Annotated in this window: 16 protein-coding genes; 7 read left to right on the top strand and 9 right to left on the bottom strand. The window is 68.1% G+C overall.

Going from position 1 to position 13827, the window contains the following annotated elements; genetic code table 11:
- Positions 1-5: 5 nt before the first annotated feature.
- Positions 6-305, bottom strand: coding sequence for a PE family protein (locus ACAG21_RS03665; protein WP_370494644.1), 300 nt, complete (start codon positions 303-305; stop codon positions 6-8).
- A gap of 364 nt (positions 306-669) precedes the next feature.
- Here ACAG21_RS03665 and ACAG21_RS03660 point away from each other — a divergent pair, with 364 nt between their 5' ends.
- Positions 670-1410 (top strand): SIMPL domain-containing protein, encoded by a 741-nt coding sequence (locus tag ACAG21_RS03660; RefSeq protein ID WP_370494643.1) that lies wholly within the window; start codon positions 670-672, stop codon positions 1408-1410.
- Here the strand turns inward: ACAG21_RS03660 and hpt are convergent, their stop codons facing one another.
- Genes hpt through dacB form a run of 4 tightly spaced genes read right to left on the bottom strand, consistent with a single transcriptional unit; the run spans position 1411 to position 5442 of the window.
- On the bottom strand, positions 1411-2064 hold the full coding sequence (gene hpt, locus ACAG21_RS03655) for a hypoxanthine phosphoribosyltransferase (protein WP_096290360.1): 654 nt from the start codon (positions 2062-2064) through the stop codon (positions 1411-1413).
- An 11-nt stretch (positions 2065-2075) separates the two neighbouring features.
- Positions 2076-3035 carry a tRNA lysidine(34) synthetase TilS gene (gene tilS, locus ACAG21_RS03650; RefSeq protein ID WP_370494642.1) on the bottom strand — a complete coding sequence of 320 codons (960 nt, stop codon included), beginning with the start codon at positions 3033-3035 and terminating at the stop codon, positions 2076-2078.
- The gene (locus ACAG21_RS03645) at positions 3014-4060 is read right to left on the bottom strand and encodes a zinc-dependent metalloprotease (protein WP_370494641.1); all 1047 of its coding nucleotides are present in this window, start codon (positions 4058-4060) and stop codon (positions 3014-3016) included. Before ACAG21_RS03645 ends, tilS begins: the two co-directional genes overlap by 22 nt.
- Entirely contained in the window at positions 4057-5442 is a 1386-nt protein-coding gene (gene dacB / locus ACAG21_RS03640) for a D-alanyl-D-alanine carboxypeptidase/D-alanyl-D-alanine-endopeptidase (RefSeq protein ID WP_096290362.1), read from the bottom strand. The genes ACAG21_RS03645 and dacB overlap by 4 nt, the downstream gene beginning before the upstream one ends.
- Positions 5443-5568: 126 nt before the next feature.
- Between dacB and ACAG21_RS03635 the strand changes: the two genes are divergently transcribed.
- Positions 5569-6057 carry an inorganic diphosphatase gene (locus ACAG21_RS03635; protein ID WP_370494640.1) on the top strand — a complete coding sequence of 163 codons (489 nt, stop codon included), beginning with the start codon at positions 5569-5571 and terminating at the stop codon, positions 6055-6057.
- Between the two features lie 58 nt (positions 6058-6115).
- Complete coding sequence (locus ACAG21_RS03630) at positions 6116-6808, top strand: hypothetical protein (protein WP_370494639.1); 693 nt, start codon at positions 6116-6118, stop codon at positions 6806-6808.
- Between the two features lie 5 nt (positions 6809-6813).
- On the opposite strand, the gene ACAG21_RS03625 is transcribed toward ACAG21_RS03630, so the two are convergent.
- Complete coding sequence (locus ACAG21_RS03625) at positions 6814-7887, bottom strand: DUF475 domain-containing protein (protein WP_096290365.1); 1074 nt, start codon at positions 7885-7887, stop codon at positions 6814-6816.
- A gap of 137 nt (positions 7888-8024) precedes the next feature.
- Between ACAG21_RS03625 and ACAG21_RS03620 the strand changes: the two genes are divergently transcribed.
- From ACAG21_RS03620 to ACAG21_RS03610, 3 genes are read left to right on the top strand one after another with little or no spacing between them, the layout of a single operon-like run.
- The gene (locus tag ACAG21_RS03620) at positions 8025-9320 is read left to right on the top strand and encodes a hypothetical protein (RefSeq protein WP_370494638.1); all 1296 of its coding nucleotides are present in this window, start codon (positions 8025-8027) and stop codon (positions 9318-9320) included.
- 13 nt (positions 9321-9333) lie between these two features.
- Positions 9334-10035: a glycosyltransferase family 2 protein gene (locus ACAG21_RS03615; protein WP_370494637.1), complete on the top strand. Its 702-nt coding sequence runs from the start codon at positions 9334-9336 to the stop codon at positions 10033-10035.
- Entirely contained in the window at positions 10032-10373 is a 342-nt protein-coding gene (locus tag ACAG21_RS03610; RefSeq protein ID WP_370494636.1) for a DUF2304 domain-containing protein, read from the top strand. Before ACAG21_RS03615 ends, ACAG21_RS03610 begins: the two co-directional genes overlap by 4 nt.
- On the opposite strand, the gene ACAG21_RS03605 is transcribed toward ACAG21_RS03610, so the two are convergent.
- The gene (locus ACAG21_RS03605; RefSeq protein ID WP_370494635.1) at positions 10370-11314 is read right to left on the bottom strand and encodes a GDP-mannose 4,6-dehydratase; all 945 of its coding nucleotides are present in this window, start codon (positions 11312-11314) and stop codon (positions 10370-10372) included. The two genes, ACAG21_RS03610 and ACAG21_RS03605, sit on opposite strands and share 4 nt — an antisense overlap.
- Before the next feature lie 32 nt (positions 11315-11346).
- Here ACAG21_RS03605 and ACAG21_RS03600 point away from each other — a divergent pair, with 32 nt between their 5' ends.
- Positions 11347-13137, top strand: coding sequence for a hypothetical protein (locus ACAG21_RS03600; protein WP_370494634.1), 1791 nt, complete (start codon positions 11347-11349; stop codon positions 13135-13137).
- Here the strand turns inward: ACAG21_RS03600 and ACAG21_RS03595 are convergent, their stop codons facing one another.
- Together ACAG21_RS03595 and ACAG21_RS03590 are read right to left on the bottom strand one after the other, a co-directional pair.
- A complete protein-coding gene (locus tag ACAG21_RS03595) occupies positions 13138-13500 on the bottom strand; it encodes a DUF3060 domain-containing protein (protein ID WP_370494633.1) in 363 nt (120 codons plus the stop codon).
- A gap of 79 nt (positions 13501-13579) precedes the next feature.
- The gene (locus ACAG21_RS03590; RefSeq protein ID WP_370494632.1) at positions 13580-13813 is read right to left on the bottom strand and encodes a hypothetical protein; all 234 of its coding nucleotides are present in this window, start codon (positions 13811-13813) and stop codon (positions 13580-13582) included.
- Positions 13814-13827: the final 14 nt, after the last annotated feature.

Genomic DNA, 13827 nt, shown 5'->3' with positions numbered 1-13827 from the left:
TTCGCCTAACCGACCGCGGTGGCGTTGGCGATTTCGGTGGCGGCATACGAACCGGCGCTGATGCCCAGCGTCGTCGCCAACTGCTCCCGGACCACCGCAGCTTCGGCGCTCACGGCCTGGAAAAGCTGCGCGTGCGAAGCAAACTGTGCCGCAGTCAAAATCGACACCACATCGGCCGCCGCCGGGACCACGCCCGTCGTCGTTGTCCCCGCGGCCGAACTTCCTTCTCGCACCGCTGCATTGACGCTGTGCAGCTCAGCTGCAACCGCATCCAGCACATCCGGCTGCGCCCTCAGATAAAACACATCTCCCCCTCAAAAACCGTTGATTCTCAGTAACTTTCAGTAGCCGAAGGTCGGCCCCCTGAATCGGACGCCTGGAAACGCTAGACGCGGCACCTTCGGCAATGACAGCCCTGGACTAGCCAATTCATTACGGAGTCGAGGATTGTTCACAATGCCAACGTCATACGCAGGGCACATTTGTTTTTTGCATGAAAGGGTTTGCAAACCAATATGATTGGAGATCTGTATGAGTTTCTCCATACCCGCCCGGGCCGGGGTTATCCTTGCGCGAAAACGATTCGAGGGCCGCAGCTTCGTGCGCGGCGAAATCCCACGAGCCGGATAATTACCCGCAGCGAGCCGTCGAACAGCTAGGGTGCCAGGCATGGCGATCGAACACCGCGCTGAAAGTTTCGTCCGCTACCCGATTGCCGTGGCCACGGCCGCGTTGGCCATTGTCACGGTGTCGGCGTGTGATTCCCACAACGCGACACCCGCACCGGGAGCGAATCCCCGTCAGGTCACGGTGGTGGGGTCCGGGCAGGTGCAGGGTGTCCCGGACACGCTGACCGCCGACGTCGGCATCGAATTCAGCGCACCCGACGTCACCACGGCGATGAACCAGACCAACGACCGTCAGCAAGCCGTGATCAACGCGCTCGTCGGTGCCGGCCTCGACCGCAAGGACATCAGCACCACCCAGGTGACGCTGCAGCCGCAATACGGCAGTCCCGAGCCCACGATCACTGGTTACCGCGCCACCAACGCCATCCAGGTCAAGATCCACCCGACTGATGCCGCGTCACGAATGCTCGCGCTGATCGTCAGCACCGGCGGTGACGCCACCAGGATCAGTTCGGTCAGCTACTCGATCGCCGACGACTCACAGCTGGTCAAGGACGCCCGCGCGCGGGCCTTCAACGACGCCAAGAACCGGGCCGACCAGTACGCCCAGTTGTCCGGGCTGCGGCTGGGCAAGGTGCTGTCCATCTCGGAGTCGACCGGGGGTTCGCCGGTAGCCGGGGCACCACCGGCGCCGCCCAAAGCCATGGCCACCGCGGTGCCACTGGAGCCGGGTCAGCAGACGGTGAGCTTTTCGGTGACCGCGGCGTGGGAACTGGATTAGCTACTGCTCGTAGACCCTGGGGTCCAGGGTTCCGATATACGACAGGTCGCGGTAGCGCTCGTCGTAGTCCAGGCCGTAGCCGACAACGAAGTCGTTGGGAATGTCGAAGCCCACGTAGGCGATCTCGGCGTTGGCCCGGACCGCGTCGGGCTTGCGCAGCAGCGTGCACACCCGCAGCGAGCGGGGATGGCGGGTCTTGAGGTTGCGCAGCAACCAGGACAGGGTCAGGCCGGAATCGACGATGTCCTCGACGATCAGCACGTCGCGATCGTTGATATCGCGGTCCAGGTCCTTGAGGATGCGCACCACACCCGACGATGACGTCGAGGACCCGTAGGAGCTGACGGCCATGAACTCGAATTGCGTAGGCACCGGGATCGCGCGAGCCAGGTCGGTGACAAAGATCACGGCGCCCTTGAGGACCGTGATCAGCAGCAGGTCCTCACCCGTCTCGGCGACGGACTGGCGATAGTCGGTGCCGATCTGCCCGCCGAGCTCGCCGATGCGGGCCTGGATCTGCTCGGTCGTGAGCAGCACAGACTTGATATCCCCCGGGTACAGGTCCACGGGCTGCTCGGGCGTTATCGCCGAGGAGGTCTGGGCCACGCCCACAGCGTGCCATGCCAGCGGCCGAACAACCAACGGCGACGACAATTTGCGGTCATTTACACAGGCTTACGCCGCAACGTGAGCACGCCGTCGCGGCGTCCCGCGATCAACCGCTGGCCGCGCAAATCCGAGCCGACCGCCACCCCGCCCTGTCCGCGCCACGCGGTAACCAGTGCGTCCACCCCGCGGATCTGCTTGTCGGTCAGCCCGGACGCCCCACCGGCCAGCAGCCAGCCCCGGATCACCCGGCGCCGCACCGGGTCGGCCAGCGTGGCCAGCGCCTCGGCCCGCAGGCCGGGATCGGCCTGCACGCCGGGCAGCGCCTGGGCGGCCAGCGTGTCGATGAACTCGGTGTCCTCCCGCAGCGCCGTCGCGGTGCGGGCCAGCGCCTCGGCCACCCCGCCACCCAGCACGTCCTCGAGCAGCGGCATCACCTCGTGCCGCAGCCGGGACCGGGTGAAGCGGCGGTCGCTGTTGTGCGGGTCCTGCCACGCGGTCAGGCCGAGTTCGAGGCACGCGGCATGCGTGACGGCGCGCCGGACGCCCAGCAGCGGCCGGCACCACGGCGGGTCATACGGTCGCATCCCGGCGATCGAGCGCGCCCCGGAGCCGCGGCCCAGCCCGAGCAACACCGTCTCGGCCTGATCGTCGAGGGTATGCGCCAGCAGCACCGGGCCGAGCTGGTAAGCGCTCAGCGCGGCGTAGCGGGCCGCGCGGGCCGCGGCCTCCGGGCCTCCGTCATTGCCCACCCGTACCCGGATGACTTGGGCGTCAACACATCCCAACGCGATCGCCTGCTCGCGCGCGGTGTCGGCAACGTCGGCCGACTCGGGCTGCAGACCGTGGTCGACGATCAGCGCCGTGGTAGGCCGCAGCGGGGCCGCGACCGCGGTGAGGGCCAGCGAGTCCGGCCCGCCCGAGAGCGCCACGCCCCATTGGTCCCCGGTGGCCAGATAGGCCTTCGCGAACGCCTCGACAGCCGCGCGCAGCCGCCCTACAGGACCCTGTCGATCCATCGCTGGGGGTTTTCGATCTCGGCGGGCAGCGGCAGCGTTTCGGGGCCGGACCACACGGTGTTGAACCGCTGCATCCCGACCCGGTCCACCACGTGGTCGACGAACGCCTTGCCGCGGGTGTACTGGCTGAGCTTGGCGTCCAGGCCGAGCAGGGCGCGCATCAGGCGCTGCAGCGGCGGCGGCTTGCGGTGACGGCGATCGTCGAAGCGGCCGCGGATGGTCGCCACCGACGGCACTGCCTTGGGGCCGACCGCATCCATCACATGGTCGGCGTGGCCCTCCAGCAGGGTGCCCAGCACCAGGAGCTGATCCAGCGCCTGGCGCTGGGGCTCGGACTGGACGGCGCGCACCAGGCCGACGATCCCCGACGCGGAAGCGTCCGGGGCGCCGAGACCGCGGTTGCGCACGTACTCGGCCAGCCGGCCCGCCACCTGGCCGAAGTCATCACCGGTGTCGCGGGTCAACAACGCCAGCGCGTCCGACATGTAGTGGGGCAGCCAGGGGTTGGCGGTGAACTGCACCCGGTGCGTCACTTCATGCAGGCACACCCACAGCCGGAAATCGGCCGGATCGACCCGCAGCTGGCGCTCGACGGCGATCACGTTGGGATACACCAGCAGCAGGCAGCCCTCTTTGTCGGCGAAGAACGGGTCGTACTGGCCGAGGATCCCCGACGCCACAAACGCCAGCACGGCCCCGGTCTGCGCGCCGGTGAGCCGGCCGGTGACAAGCCCCCGCGGCTTGTCGGTTCCGTTCGTCATCACCCGCATCGAGTCCGCCGCGGCGCGGACCCACTCGCCGCGGTCGACGATGCGGGCCGCCGGCACCGCCCCGGCAGTGGCCAGGCCGGTCACGTCGCGCACGAGTGGTTCGGCTTTCGTCGCCGAACTCGCCAGCTCGTCGATCGCCTGACGACGGGTGTACTCGCTGGCGGGCGGGCCGGGCCGGGCCAGTCGGGCGCCGACCGTCGCCGCGAACCGCCAGTCGACGGCGGTACCGAGAGTCAGGTCGGGTTGGGCGGTCATGTGCACCCGCAGGTCCACAGCCGGGTGGCCAGGGCGTCCATCGCGTTGCGTCCGTTGGGGCCGGCGGCGTTGGAGATGAACGCGAAGGTGAGCACGCGGCCGGTGCGGTCGGTGACGACTCCGACCAGCGAGTTGATCGCGGTCAACGAGCCGGTCTTGGCGCGCAACCACCCGGCCGGTCCCTGATTCGTCGCCTGGTCGAGAAAACGGTCGGCCAGTGTCCCGCTGCCGCCGGCGATCGGCAGCAGATCCAGCAGCGCCCGCAGCGACGGCTGATCGGGGCCCGCGGCGGCCTGCACCGTGCCGTCGAGGGTCTTGGCGGTCAGCCGGTCGTCGACCGACAGCCCGCTGGAGTCCACCAGCATGGCGCCGGTGGTGTCGACGTGTGCGGTGCTCAATCGGTTGGTCACCGCGTCGACCGCGCCGGCGAAGCTGCGCGGCCGGTTGATCGCCGCAGCCACCTCACGGGCGATGCATTCGGCCAGCACGTTGTCGGAGTGATCCATCATCTCGCCGAGGCGCTGGACCAGCGGCGCCGATTGCACGACCGCCAGCTGCCGCGCCCCGGAGGGGGCCGACGCGATCGTCACCGCGGCGGGATCCAGGCCCAGGGCCTTGGCCAGCTCACGCCCGGCGTCCAGCGCCGGGGTCTTGGACCGCCGGGAGTTGACGGTGCTGGGCTGGATACGTCCGGCGTCGATCATCACCGATTCGATCGGCGCGATGTCGCCGTTGTCGATATCGGCGGGATCCCAGCCCTGCGCCATCGTCGGGCCGGTGAACGCCGAGGTGTCCACCTGCACGGTCGTCGGCGTCATGCCGCTGCGATGAATCTGCTCCACCAGATCGCTGATGCGTGGTGCGCCGCGGTACCAGGTCGGCACGTCCGGCGGTGCCGCCGACAGCGTCGGATCACCGGCACCCACCAACACGATCGGTCCCTGGGCGTTCTGACTGCCGGCCACCACCCGGGTGGTGATGCGGGCCTGGCGGTCCAGCGTGAGCAACGCCGCAGCCGCCGTCAGGACCTTGTTGGTCGACGCCGGCACCAGGGGCACGTCGGCGGCGACCTGCCAAAGCTCCTTGCCGGTGAGGGCATCGGTGATCCGGCCGCCAAGCCGGCCGAGGTTGGGGTCGGCGGCCACCGGGGCCAGCACGGCGGCCAGCGCACCGGCCGACGGTGTCTCGGCGGTGTCGGCGACGGGCACCATTCCCGGCTTCACGACCGGTGCCCGCGGCGGCGGTACCGCAACATGTGTGCCGCTGCTGCCGTGTCCACCCGAGGTGAAGAAGGTTGCCGCGGCCACCACGGCGGCGACGAACGCCAGCACGGCCAATCCGATGAACACCTGGGTGGATTTCCGCCAGCGAGTACGACCCATCACTCTCCTGACTGTTTGGTCCTATTCTGCCGAATCTGGGAAAACTCGCTCGACTAGGGTGATCCGCGACGAACCGATCTACTCGGGTCCACCCAGAATTACTTCTCTTCAAAGGAGCGTCAGACAGTGCAATTCGACGTGGTCATCGAGATCCCGAAAGGCCAGCGGAACAAGTACGAGGTCGATCACGAGACGGGGCGGGTGAAGCTGGACCGCTACCTCTACACGTCGATGGTCTACCCGACCGACTACGGCTTCATCGAGAACACCCTCGGTGAGGACGGCGACCCGCTGGACGTGCTGCTGTTGCTGCCCGAGTCGGTGTTCCCCGGCGTGCTGGTCGAGGCGCGGCCGGTGGGGATGTTCAAGATGGTCGACGAGGCCGGCGGTGACGACAAGGTGCTGTGTGTTCCGGCCGGCGACCACCGCTGGGATCACATCCAGGACATCGGCGATGTTCCGTCCTACCAGCTGGACGTCATCAAGCACTTCTTCTCGCAGTACAAAGCTCTGGAACCGGGCAAGTACGTCAAGGCGGCGGACTGGGTCGGTCGCGCCGAAGCCGAGGCAGAGGTCGAGCGCTCCATCGCCCGGTTCAAAAAGGGCGGGCACTAACGCTGCTGGCGTAATTGCGCCCACCCCGCACACCGATTCTCGGTGGCATCCTGGCGAGGTGACTCCGGTGCTGCATTTCGCCGCGAACTTCTGGTGGCTGATCTTCCCGTTCGCGGGTGCGGTCGGGACTGGCGTGCGGGCGGTGGCGGCCGCCAACGAGCGCCGGGCGGAGCGACGGCAGGAACGGTACCGGCTCAAACAGCAGGCCAAGATCGCCGTCGCCCAGGCTTCCGGCCGGGCGCGCGGCGACGAGGAAAGCTTTCGCCGGGACCTCACGAAACTGCTTGCCGCACATGACCGTACGGATGCGCGGTGGCTCGAGTACGAGGTCGACGTCGCCAAGCTGCTGGATTTCCCGCTGATGACGAACATGCGCGATCCGCTGACCGTCGCGTTCCACAAGGCCAAGCGGCATGCGGACCTGTTGCGGCCCGAGCGGCCTGAGGACTTGGCCGGCGATCGCTCGGCGTACCTGGACTACCGCGACGGGGTCCACGAGTACATCAGCGCCTTCGAGATCGCCGAGGCCGAGGCGATTCGCCGCCGTCGCAGCGATTTCTCCGAAGACGAACAACAGCGATTGGCGCGCGCCCAGGCCCTGCTGCACCTGGCGCAGGACGAGGGTGCCACTCGTGAGGAGCGCCAGATCGCCTACGCACGAGCCGGCCGGGAACTCGACGGGCTCATCGTGCTGCCGGCGCCCGCGCGGGCCAGTATCGAACGCCGCATCGCCGGACAAATCGAGGCGTAACCGCCCTAGGCGGCGCCTCGCCTGTTGCGCAGCACGCTCCATCCGAACGCCGCCCCGATGAAGATCACGCCGACCGAGGCGGTGGCGACCTCGGGGATTTCATAGCGCGGCTCGATCGACAGCAGCATGATCACCGACAATGCGCCGATCGCCCAGTGCGCTCCGTGTTCCAGGTACACGTAGCGGTCCAGCGTCTGCTGCTGGACCAGGTAGACCGTGATCGACCGGACGAACATCGAGCCGATCAACCCCAGACCGAGGGCGATGACGATGGGGTCCGACGTGATGGCAAACGCGCCGGTGACGCCGTCGAACGAGAAGGCGGCGTCGAGCACCTCGAGGTACACGAACAGCGTCAGGCCGGCCTTGCCCACCGCCGCCGGCGGCGCGGTGGCGGCGGCGTCCTCGACATCGGACGGCTGGAACGCCGTGCTCACACCGTTGACGATCAGATACGTCACCAGGCCCAGCAGCCCGGCGGTCAGCACCGTTGCGCACTCGTCGCCGGAGTGAGTCAATTGCGTGCCGGCCAGCACCAGCACGATGACGGTGGCCACCACCGAGACCTGGCCGAGCCGGCCGATTCTCGCGAATGGGACTTCAATCCACTTGAGCCACTTGATGTCTCGGTCGTAAACGATGAAATCCAGGAACAGCATCAGCAGAAATATGCCGCCGAAAGCCGCGATCTGGGGGTGGGCCGACAGCACCAGCTTTTCGTAACCGGGCGCGCCGTCCGGGAATTCCAGTGCGCCGTGCGGCGGCGGGTTGAGCGCCAGGTGCAGCGCGCGAACCGGGTCGAGGCCCGCGGTCGCCCACACGATGAGCAGCGGGAACACCAGCCGCATACCGAACACGGCGACCAGAATCCCGATCGTCAGGAACATCTGCTGCCAGAACGGGCTCATTCGCTTGAGCACCGCGGCGTTGATGATCGCGTTGTCGAAGGACAGCGACACCTCGAGGATGCCCAGGGCTACCAGAAGAAACAGGGCATTAAGCCCGCCGTGGGCATAGCCGAGTGCGAGGGCCGCCAACGTGACCAACAGCGAAATCCCGAAGATGCGAGCGGCGGCCATGGGTCCTTCCTAGACAGCCGCTCACAATAGGGCGAAGGTGGTCGCCACCGCCAGCCATGGCAATCGCGCACTTACTATTTTCAAATTGTGGCGAAACTGGCGGTGGCTGGGGGCGGCCGGCCGAAAGCGCCGCCCCGATGACCGAAGTGGGCGGGGCGGCGTCCCCACTGGGCGCCGCCGGGTCCGCGGGAGCATCCGCGGGACCGGTCACACGTAGCAGCATGGCCCGGGTCGGCGCCGCGACAGCCCTGACCGCGGTGTGCGGCTACGCGGTGATCTATCTGGCGGCTCGCGACCTGGCGCCCAGCGGCTTCTCGGTGTTCGGGGTGTTCTGGGGAGCGTTCGGCCTGGTCACCGGCGCCGCCTTCGGGCTGCTGCAAGAAACCACCCGCGAGGTCCGCGCCACCCGCTACGTCGAGGCATTGCCGGGGCCCGAATTCCGCAACCACCCGCTGCGCGTTGCCGCGATGGTCGGCGTCGCGGCGGCCATTCTGATCGCGGGCAGCTCGCCGCTGTGGGGTGGGTGGGTGTTCGCCGAGCAACGCTGGTTGTCGGTGGCGCTGTTGTCCGTCGGCCTGGCCGGGTTCTGCCTGCACGCCACGCTGCTGGGCATGCTGGCCGGCACCGACCAGTGGACCCAGTACGGGGCACTGATGGTCACCGATGCGGTCATGCGGGTGGCGATCGCGGTGGCCACGGTGCTGCTCGGGTGGGGGTTGACCGGCTTTCTGTGGGCGACAGTGGCCGGCGCGGTGGCCTGGCTGGTCATCCTGGTGACCTCACCCACCGCGCGCGCGGCGGCCCGGCTGCTGACACCCGGCAACACCGCGACGTTCCTGCGGGGCACCGCGCACTCGATCACCGCCGCCGGCGCCAGCGCGATCCTGGTGATGGGATTCCCGGTGCTGCTCAAGCTGACCTCGAATCACCTTGGGGCACAAGGCGGTGTAATCATCCTGGCCGTCACGCTGACCCGCGCGCCGCTGCTGGTGCCGTTGACGGCCATGCAGGGCAACCTGATCGCGCATTTCGTAGACGCGCGCAGCGACCGATTGCGGGCGCTGCTCGCACCGGCGGCGATCATCGGCGGAATCGGCGCCATCGGGGTGCTGGCGGCCGGCCTGGTGGGGCCATGGCTGTTGCGCGTCGCCTTCGGCGCCTCCTACGACGCCGGCAGCGCGCTGTTGGCGTGGCTGACCGGTGCGGCGTTGTCGATCGCGGTGCTGACGCTGACCGGCGCCGCGGCCGTGGCCGCCGCGCTGCACCGGGCCTACGCGCTGGGGTGGGTCGGGGCCACCGCGGCGTCGGGCCTGTTGTTGCTGCTGCCGCTGCCGCTGGAGACCCGGACCGTGGTCGCGCTGCTGTGCGGTCCGCTGGTGGGAATCGGCGTACACCTGGTGGCCCTGGCGCGCGCCGGGCGCCTAACCGGCTGATCCTGGCTACCCTGTGAACATCGAAACGGATTACCAGGGCGTCTGGATCGTGATTCCCGCCTTCAACGAAGCCACGGTCATCGGCGAGGTGGTCGCCGATGTCCGCTCCGTTTTCGACCACGTCGTCTGCGTCGACGACGGCAGCGCCGACGGTACCGGCGAAATCGCCCGCAAGGCCGGGGCTCATCTGGTGCGCCATCCGGTCAACCTCGGGCAGGGCGCGGCCATCCAGACCGGCGTCGAGTACGCCCGCCGCCAGCCCGGCGCGCGGATCTTCGCGACGTTCGACGCCGACGGACAGCATCGCGTCAAAGATGTGTGCGCGATGGTCGACCGGCTCGTCGCCGAAGACGTCGACATCGTCATCGGCACGCGGTTCGGCGGGTTGGAGAGCAGCCGGCCGCCGTTACTGAAGCGGATCGTGCTCCAGACGGCCGCCCGGTTGAGCCCGCGCGGACGCCGGCTCGGCCTGACCGACACCAACAACGGGCTGCGGGTGTTCAACAAGACAGTGGCCGACGGGCTGGACATCACCATGAGCGGGATGAGCCACGCCAACGAATTCATTTTCCTGATCGCCGAAAACCATTGGCGCGTAGTCGAACAGCCGGTTGAGGTGCTCTATACCGACTACTCGAAGTCGAAGGGCCAGCCGCTACTCAACGGCGTCAACATCATTTTCGATGGGTTCCTGCGAGGAAGGATTCCGAGATGAACTGGATCCAGGTGCTGCTGATCGGGTCGATCATCGCGCTGTTGATCTACCTGCTGTGGTCGCGGCGCAGCTCGCGGTCGAAGGCCTGGGTGAAGGTCGGCTACATCTTGTTTGTGCTGGGCGGCATCTACGCCGTGTTGCGGCCCGACGACACCACCGTGGTCGCGCACTGGTTCGGGGTGCGCCGCGGCACCGACCTGATGCTCTACGCGCTGATCATGGCGTTCAGTTTCACCACCCTGAGCACCTACATGCGGTTCAAGGACTTGGAGTTGCGTTATGCGCGCCTGGCCCGGGCCGTCGCCCTGGAGGGCGCCCAGGCGCCGGAGCCGCACTAGCCGGTGTGCGCCTGCCGGAAGAACTCGACCGTGCGGCGCACGCCTTCTTCGAGTTCGACCCGCGGATGCCAGCCCAAAACCCTTGCCGCTGAACTGATATCGAGGCACGACCGCCGCAGATCGCCGAGGCGATCCGGATGGAAGTCCGGATCATCCGGTCCGCCAACGGCTTTGGCGACCGCTGTGTGCAGCTGGCGGTCGGAGGTCTCAATTCCGGTGCCGATGTTGAACCGCTGCCCGCTGCCGGCCGTACCGGAGGCCTTGACGAAGGCGTCCACCACGTCGTCGACAAACACGTAGTCGCGGGTTTTGCTGCCGTCCCCGAACACCTTGGTGGGCTTACCGGATAGCAGCGCCTGCGCGAAGATCGCCACCACGCCCGCCTCCCCGTGCGGGTCCTGACGCGGGCCGTAGACGTTGGCCGGCGCGATGTGCGAGCAGTCCAGGCCGTACAGGTGCCGGAACGTGTTCAGGTAGATCTCGCCCGCCACCTTGCCCGCGGCGTAGGGCGACGCCGGGTCGGTGGGCGTGGTCTCGGGCGTCGGGTACTGCGGCGGGGTGCCGTAGATGGATCCCCCCGACGAGGTGTGCACGACTTTGCGGACGCCGGTGCGGCGCGCGGCCTCGGCCAACCGCACCGTGCCGATCACGTTGACCGAGGCATCGAACTGCGGCTCGGCCACCGAGCGGCGCACGTCGATCTGGGCGGCCAGGTGAAACACCACCTCGGGCCGGTGCTCGTCGAGAATCGCCTCGAGGTCGGCGGTCACGATGTCCGCCTCGATGAAGAAGTGCTCGGGATTGTCGGCCAGATGCTCGAGGTTGCGCGCCTTGCCCGACGCGAAATTGTCCAGGCTCACCACCGAATGGTCGTCCGCCAGCAGGCGGTCGACCAGCGTGGACCCGATGAATCCGGCTGCCCCGGTAACCAGTGCGCGCACCGGCCCACCATACCGACCGGTAAGAAATAACCATGCCCGCCGCCATCACCCGGATGCCGCGGGTCGCCCTCGCGGCGGCCGCGCTGATCGTGGTCGCGCTGGTGATCCGCGCGGTGCTGGCGTTCGAAGGCTACTTCTACTGGGACGATCTGATCCTGATCGGGAAGGCCGGAACCGAGGGCCTGCTGTCGCCGTCATACCTGTTCGACGACCACGACGGCCACGTGATGCCCGCGGCGTTTCTGACCGCGGGCGCGCTGATCCGGCTGGCCCCGCTGGATTGGACCGGGCCGGCGATCAGCCTGGTGCTGCTGCAGCTGCTGGCCTCGCTGGCACTGCTGCGCGCGCTGTTCGTGATCCTCGGCTGGCGCCGCGTGCTGCTGATCCCGCTGACGTTCGCGCTGTTCACCCCGCTGGGAGTGCCGGGCTTCGCATGGTGGGCGGCGGCGCTGAATTCGCTGCCGATGCTGGCGGCGCTGGCCTGGGTGTGCGCCGACGCGGTGCTGCTGGTGCGCACCGGCAACCAGCGCTACGCACTGACCGGCGTGCTGGTCTATCTGGGCGGGTTGCTGTTCTTCGAGAAGGCTGCGGTGATTCCGTTCGTCGCCTTCGCCGTGACGGCGCTGCTGTGCCATGTGCGCGGTGACCGGGCGGCGCTGCTGACGGCCTGGCGCGGGGCCGCAAGGCTGTGGATCGCGTCGCTGATCCTGACGGTCGCCTGGGTGGCGCTTTACCTCGCAGTGGTCAATCAGCAGCGCTGGAGTTCCGACCTCGCGATGACCGGGGACCTGCTGATGCGGTCCATCACCCACGGCATCGTGCCGGGGCTGGCCGGCGGGCCCTGGCACTGGGACCGTTGGGCGCCGGCCTCTCCGTGGGCCACTCCCCCGCCCCCGGCGATGGCGCTGGGCTGGCTGGTGCTGATCGCCGTGCTGGCGCTGTCGCTGGTCCGCAAGCAACGCCTCGGCCCGGTGTGGCTGACCGCGGCCGGTTACGCGGTGGCCTGCCAGGTGCCGATCTATCTGATGCGCTCGTCGCGGCTGACCGCGCTGGAACTCGCCCAAACCCTGCGCTATCTGCCGGATCTCGTCGTCGTGCTGGCGCTGCTGGCTGCCGTTGGGCTGTGCGCACCGAACCGGTCGCCGGGTGCGCGCTGGCTGGACGCATCGGCGCGACGGGCGGTGGTGACGACGGGCCTGGCCGCGCTGTTCGTGGCCAGCAGCCTGTACTCGACGGCGACGTTCCTGGCCAGTTGGCGCGACAACCCGACCCAGAGTTATCTGCGCAACGCACAAGCCAGTTTGGCTGCGGCCCACGCCGATTCGACCGCTCCATTGCTGGATCAGGAGGTCGATCCGCTGATCCTGCAGCGGGTCGCCTATCCGGAGAACATGGCCAGCCACATGTTCGCCCTACTTCGAGATAGACCGGAATTCGCCACGGCGACAACGCAATTGAGGATGTTCGACACTGCGGGCCGGCTGATCCCGGCACGGGTCACCTGGATCCGGACCATCAAACCCGGGCCGATGCCGCAGTGCGGCTATTTCGCCCAGCCCGACACCCCGGCGCGGATGATGCTCGACGGCCCGCTGCTGCCCGCGGACTGGACCGTCGAATTCAACTACCTGGCCAACAGCGACGGCTCGATGACGGTGTCGCTGCCGGAGGGGCCCGGCGTCAAGGTTCCGGTGCACCCCGGCCTCAACCGGGTCTACGCCCGGGTGCCGGGCGCCGGCGACGCGATCATGGTTCGCGCCAACACCACCGCGCTGGCGCTGTGCATTGCGTCGGGGCCGGTGGGTTTTCTGGCCCCGGCCTGACTATCCGGCCACCAAGCCGCCGGGTCCCCGGATGTCGTTGCTGCGGCCCGGGTTGCTGATTCGCGGGACGCCACCTCCCGGCCCTTTCTCCCAGGTGATGTGGTTTCCGGTGCCGGTGGCAACGATGGCGGCCACGGTTTGCAGGTTCACGGTGTTGGCGGCACCGCTAACGTCGACCTCGCCGCACGACCCGGTCAACGTGATCGTCGCGTCCTCGCCCACGATCCTGATCGGCGATTGATTCCCGCAGTCATAGGTCGCGGCCGAAAAGCTGATGTCGATCTTGGCCGGTGACCCACTCGTCAAGGCGATATCGCTTGGCGCAGAAGCAATTGCGGAAAACACCACACCCACGATCAGCACACGAAGCATGGTCAACACTGGCACCGGCCACCGGCGCGGACGAGGATTTAAAGCGCCGGGGTTTTAACGACTGCGGCGACTACGCGGCCTTGGGCCCCGGCCACGTCGCCGGGCGTAGCTGAGTCACCGGAGCCAAGTCGCCGTCGTGCTGCTCACGACGCACTTGGCGATAGCTCCAGACCGCGGCGATCGCGCCCGCGATCACCAAGGCAGCAGCGAGCACGACCAGAACATCACCGAAGGCCAGCAGCAGGATGATTCCCGCCACGCCCCACACCGCCTCACCGAAGGGGTAATGGAACTCGTTGTGCATCGCAGCCTCGCTCG

The sequence above is a fragment of the Mycobacterium sp. pR1184 genome, assembly GCF_041287235.1.
Lineage (GTDB): Bacteria > Actinomycetota > Actinomycetes > Mycobacteriales > Mycobacteriaceae > Mycobacterium.
Note: the sequence above shows the minus strand (reverse complement) of the source record. Positions and strands in the feature narration are given on the sequence as shown.